At 60.0% G+C, this 5,481-nt stretch carries 3 protein-coding genes; 2 read left to right on the plus strand and 1 reads right to left on the minus strand.

What is annotated here, in order from left to right:
- Window positions 1-150: 150 nt before the first annotated feature.
- Complete coding sequence (locus AAC035_RS18125; RefSeq protein ID WP_339806499.1) at window positions 151-2,865, minus strand: LuxR C-terminal-related transcriptional regulator; 2,715 nt, start codon at window positions 2,863-2,865, stop codon at window positions 151-153.
- A gap of 300 nt (window positions 2,866-3,165) precedes the next feature.
- Between AAC035_RS18125 and AAC035_RS18130 the strand changes: the two genes are divergently transcribed.
- On the plus strand, window positions 3,166-3,948 hold the full coding sequence (locus AAC035_RS18130; RefSeq protein ID WP_339806500.1) for an SDR family NAD(P)-dependent oxidoreductase: 783 nt from the start codon (window positions 3,166-3,168) through the stop codon (window positions 3,946-3,948).
- Window positions 3,949-4,102: 154 nt separating this feature from the next.
- A complete protein-coding gene (locus AAC035_RS18135; protein ID WP_339806501.1) occupies window positions 4,103-5,287 on the plus strand; it encodes an acetyl-CoA C-acetyltransferase in 1,185 nt (394 codons plus the stop codon).
- Window positions 5,288-5,481 lie beyond the last annotated feature (194 nt).

Below are 5,481 nucleotides of genomic sequence, written 5' to 3' on the forward strand. Positions count from 1 at the left end.
GAAAAAGAACTCGCTTCGCTCAGACACCTTTTTCCGACAGAAAAAACACCCCACCCCACGTCCGATCGGACTCAGGTATTATTTTCTCACTCCGTTCATCCTGAGCTCGTCGAAGGATGAAAACTCCGAATTCCGTGGCAAAAACGTTCTTCAGACAATCCCCAATCGCCGGGCGATAGCCACGGCCTGGGTCCGGCTGCTGGCGTTGAGTTTGGAATTGATGTTGCGCAGGTGGGTGCGCACGGTGCTGTCGGAGACGAACAGCTTTTCTGCCATGGCTCCGTTGGAATAGCCCTCGGAGAGTAGCTGCAACACCCGGATTTCCTTGCGGGTCAGCGGGTCCAGCAGGGTGTCTTCGAGTTCTTCAGCAGAAGCGCTCTCACGGACGGCGGGGCCGAAGGCTTCGATCAGGGTGTGGACAAAGCCGGCAAGAATCGGGTTGGTGATCTCGCAGTTCTGTTCTCTCATGTTCTGGCTGAACAGTACTACGAGTGTGCCGGCGGCAGGGCCTTCGTCGACTATCAGGCGCACATAGCCTTCGGTGGCGGCTGCCTGCAGCACTTCCTTCATCAGTTCCAGTGCTTCCCGGATGTGGGCGTTGCGTTGCAGTGCCATGGCTTTGAGCAGTTTCAGCTTCAGTGCCCGGCGGTAACGGTGTTCGGCGTTGGCTTCGGTGAGTGAACGCTCGATGCCGGGCAGTGCATCTTCCGGATTGCCCGCGAGGATGTCCCAGCGGAACTCTGCAAGTTCGAGATATTCCAGATCGTTTGCTGGCAGGCGCAGGGTGTTCACCCGTTGCCACAGAAAGGGGTCGCCTGCCCGTTGCAGCTCCTGTCGGGCAGCCTCTGAGCGGCCCTGGAACAGCAGTAACCGGGAGCGCTCCAGGCGGGTTGTGGCCACCACCCGGCTGAGCTGGCGGATATGGCCCAGGTGTTCCAGTTCGGTGAGTATGCGGAAGGCCTGGTCAATGTCGCCTTTGCTGAAGGCAATCCGGGCCAGCATGATGTCGCCCAGCAGCATGTGGTCCGGCAGTCCGACGTCCCGTGCCAGTGGGCCATAGACGTGGAGCAGGCGGGCGGCCAGTTCCAGCTGGTTGGATTCGTAAATGGCGCCGGCGTGCAATACCCCGGCCCAGGCGTTGCCACTGGCCTGGTTGAACGAGGATGCCTGTCGCGTTGCGCCTACCGCCAGCCGGAAGCGGGCGGCGGCCTGGCGCTGACGGCCTTCCTGCATGTCGATGATGCCTTCCACGGTCTCGGAATACATGGCGTTGAAGGCGCTGGCGTGGGCGCCCTGGGCATCTCTGGCGCCGTCCAGCAACTGGCGGGCCTTGTCGTACAGGCCCATCACCGAATAGGTGCTGGCCATGGAGTTGATCATGGCCATGTCGGCGAATGGCTGGCTGGTGGGCAGCTCCGGCAGGCCTTTCTCGCCGGCCTCAATGGCCTCTTCCTGGCGGTCCATGACCGACAGCATCAGCGGGCGTATGGCCCGCACATGGGGGCGGATGTTGGGGTTGTCGGAATGGTCCAGCCCGGTCTCTTCCAGCATTTCAAGGGCCTCGGTCGGCCCCCGGGTAAAGCACACCGCCCAGATCCAGATCATCTGGAGGCGTTCATCGGTTTTCAGGTGCTCTGGTGGCAGGCTGCCGAACCAGCGGCTGAGCAGGCGCATGCGGCCCTGGGACAGCAGGTTGGCGGCGTGGTCCTGCAGTAGTCTCATGGCGCGCTGGTAATCGCCGCCTTCAAGAGCATGGTCAATGGCCGGGACCGGGCGATCCTGTTTTTCGTACCAGAGTGAGGCCGCCAGATGGAGCTGCGGTATTTCCTCCGGGTGCTGGATCTGTAACTGTGCTTTCAGAAATTCTGAAAACAGGCTGTGGTAACGATAGGTAGTGTCTTCGTTTTCCAGCGGAGTCAGGAAGGTATTGGTAGAGGACAGGTGCTGGAGCATGGCCCGGGCGTCGGTTTCCGGCAGCAGTGCTTCACACAGAGGTACATTCAGGTGGCGCAGTATGCTGGTACGCAGAAGGAACTGGCGCACCGGTTCGGACTGCAGGGCCAGGACGTCAAAGGCAAGGTAGTCGGCGATGGTCTGGCTCGCCCCGGAAAAGCGTTCGATAAACGAATCGGGCGAGCTATGGCCTTCCAGCGCCAGAGAGGCCAGCCAGAGCGCGGTTACCCAGCCTTCAGTACGACTATGGATCTTGAGCAGGTCCTCCTGGGTCAGGGCCAGCTGGCGTCGGGCGATCAGAAAATCGGTGGTTTCCTCCACACTGAAGCGCAGCTGGGTGGCGTCAATTTCCAGTAGCTGGCCTCTGGCCCGCAGGCGGCCGAGACCCAGTTCGGGCAGGGTGCGGGAGCCGATGATAAATTGCCCGCGCCGGGGCAGGTGTTCAATGATTTCCCGGACCAGGCCCAGAGCGGCCGGATCCTGAATCCGTTCAAAATCGTCCAGGAACAGGGCGAAGGGGGATTCGTGCTCGGCGAGCCGGGCCACTATCTCGAAAGCGGCATCGCCGGAGGAGCCGCTGGCGCTGGCGGCAAAGGCCTGTTCGTCGTCCTGTTCACGGGTCAGCCTGGATACCGCAGCATTGAGGTACCAGATGAACCGGGACACATCATTGTCGGCGTCGTCCAGGGTCAGCCAGGCGGTTTCGATGCCGGCCTGGTCCATGCGGGTCATACACTGGGTCATGGCGGTGGTCTTGCCAAAGCCGGCCGGTGCCCGCACCAGAACAAGCCGGGCTGCGGATGCGGCAAGCACCTGTTCGCTGACGCGGTCACGGGGTACCTGGGCAGCCCTTGAGGTCGGCGGATTGAGCTTGCTGGTCATCAGCACGCGGCTGAGGCTGGCGGAAGACATACCTGAGATGTCCTTTTTTTGGCGCGGGTTTTCTGAACCGCTTTTTTGTAAGGTGACGGGCCCGGACCTTCGGACACCGGGCCCTCAGTCTATGCCGCCGGGGAGTCTGTCGCAAGTCCCCGAGCTATAAGATAAATGTCCGGAAATCAACCTTTTGCGGGGAGTCCGATAGCAATTCGTCGGATACGACGATGTTGGCTGATAGCGGATTACCTACTCTGAGCCCATTACAGACTACAGTACCCGGACCGGGATTTACTGTGCGAAATCAGACAATCAGCACAATAAGAAGGAAACCCTATGAAGCTCGACAATTCGATCAGCGCGGTGGTTACCGGTGGTGCATCCGGACTCGGTGAAGCGGTTGCCCGCCGGCTGGCAGCTTCCGGTGTGAAAGTCGCCATTTTTGATTTTAACGAAGAGCGCGGTGAGTCCGTTGCCGCCGAGCTCGGCGGCGTTTTCTGCAAGGTGGACGTCACCAGTGAAGAAGCCGTCGATGCCGGCTTTGCCAAGGCCCGTGCGGCCATCGGCCAGGAACGTATTCTGGTGAACTGTGCCGGCACCGGTAATGCCTTCAAGACCGCGAGCCGTACCAAGCAGACCAATGAGATCAAGCATTTCCCGCTGCCTGAATTCGAGAAGATCATTCAGATCAACCTGATCGGGAGTTTCCGTTGTGCCGCCAAGTCTGCCGCTGGCATGCTGTCGCTGGACGGCCTTGAAGACGGCGAGCGGGGTGTTATCGTCAACATTTCCTCGGTTGCCGCTCAGGACGGTCAGATTGGTCAGGCGGCCTATGCGGCCTCCAAGGCCGGTGTGGTGGGTATGACCCTGCCCATGGCACGGGATCTGATGGGCGATGGCGTGCGGGTGAACACCATTATGCCGGGACTGTTCCGTACGCCTCTGTTGAACGGCCTGCCGGACAATGTCAAAGATGCGCTCTCGGCGTCGGTACCATTCCCGAAGCGTCTGGGCGAGCCGGACGAAATTGCCTCTCTGGTTGAGCTGATGGCGACCAACAGCTACTTCAACGGTGAAAGTGTTCGTCTGGACGGTGCCATCCGTATGGCGCCACGCTGAGACTGCCTTTCATTCTCGTCGTATCCGACGACGCGGGTGTAGCCAGTGAACGCAAGAATGGCGTCTGACCCGCATCACATACTACGGCCGGCTCAGATCCGGCCCGAGCACACCAACCAGCTGCCAAGACGGCAGTTGCAGCGAGGAAATGAACATGGCTGAAGCATATATCGTAGCAGCAACCCGTACTGCCGGTGGCCGTCGTGGCGGTCGCCTGTCCGGCTGGCACTCAACGGATCTGGCGGGTCTGGTACTGGACAATCTGATTGACCGTACCGGTATTGATCCGGCGCTGGTGGATGACGTTATCATGGGTTGTGTCATGCAGGTGGGCGAGCAATCCACCAACATCGCCCGCAACGCGGTACTGGCGTCAAAACTGCCTGAATCCGTTCCCGGCACCTCCATTGATCGTCAGTGCGGCAGTTCCCAACAAGCTATTCATTTTGCGGCCCAGGCGGTAATGTCCGGTACCCAGGACGTGGTCATTGCCGCAGGCGTTGAGAGCATGACCCGTACGCCCATGGGTTCCAGCCTGTTCCTGGCCCAGAAAGCCAACATGGCCGAGCACTACATGGGACCAAAGATCCGTGAGCGCTATCCGGACGTGCCGGAGTTCAGCCAGTTCATGGGCGCGGAAATGATGGCGAAGAAATACGGCTTCAGCCGCGAAGATCTGCACAAGTTCTCTTTCGAAAGTCATCAGCGCGCCATCGCAGCCACCAACGCCGGCAAGTTCAAGAACGAAATTCTGCCGGTACAGGTTGCCACTGCTGAGGGTGGTTTGCAGGATGAGATGCATCTGGTAGATGAAGGCATCCGTTTTGACGCCACGCTGGAAGGCATTGCAGCGGTGAAAACCCTGCAGGAAGGCGGCGTGATCAGTGCATCTGTTGCCAGCCAGATCTGTGACGGTGCCACCGGTGTGATGATTGTTAACGAGCGCGGGCTGAAAGCCCTGGGTGTCGAGCCGCTGGCCCGCATTCACCACATGAGCGTGATGGGCCACGACCCGATCATCATGCTGGAAGCGCCAGTGCCTGCGACCGAAAGAGCGCTGAAGAAAGCCGGTATGAACATCAATGACATCGACCTGTACGAAGTCAACGAAGCCTTCGCTCCGGTGCCCATGGCCTGGCTGCAGGCTACCGGTGCTGATCCTTCGCGTCTGAACGTCAATGGTGGTGCCATTGCGCTTGGTCACCCGCTGGGCGCTTCCGGCACCAAGCTGATGACGACTCTGGTTCATGCTCTGCAGGATCGCGGCGGTCGTTATGGTCTGCAGACCATGTGTGAGGGCGGTGGCATGGCGAACGTGACCATTATCGAGCGGCTCTGACAACTGGTTGCCTTATACTGCAACCGGAGTGATCCGGGGTCCGGACTTTTCGTCCGGATCCCGGCGCGGTTAAGCCCGACCGTACAACAAAAACAAGCCCTGGCATTCAGGGAGGGAGGTCAAGCGAATGTTTGTAATAGGCCGCATACTCGCCCATATCACGAACGTGATGACCATCATCGGCGGTCTTGCCA

It is taken from the genome of uncultured Marinobacter sp., from assembly GCF_963974375.1.
Classification (GTDB): Bacteria; Pseudomonadota; Gammaproteobacteria; order Pseudomonadales; family Oleiphilaceae; genus Marinobacter.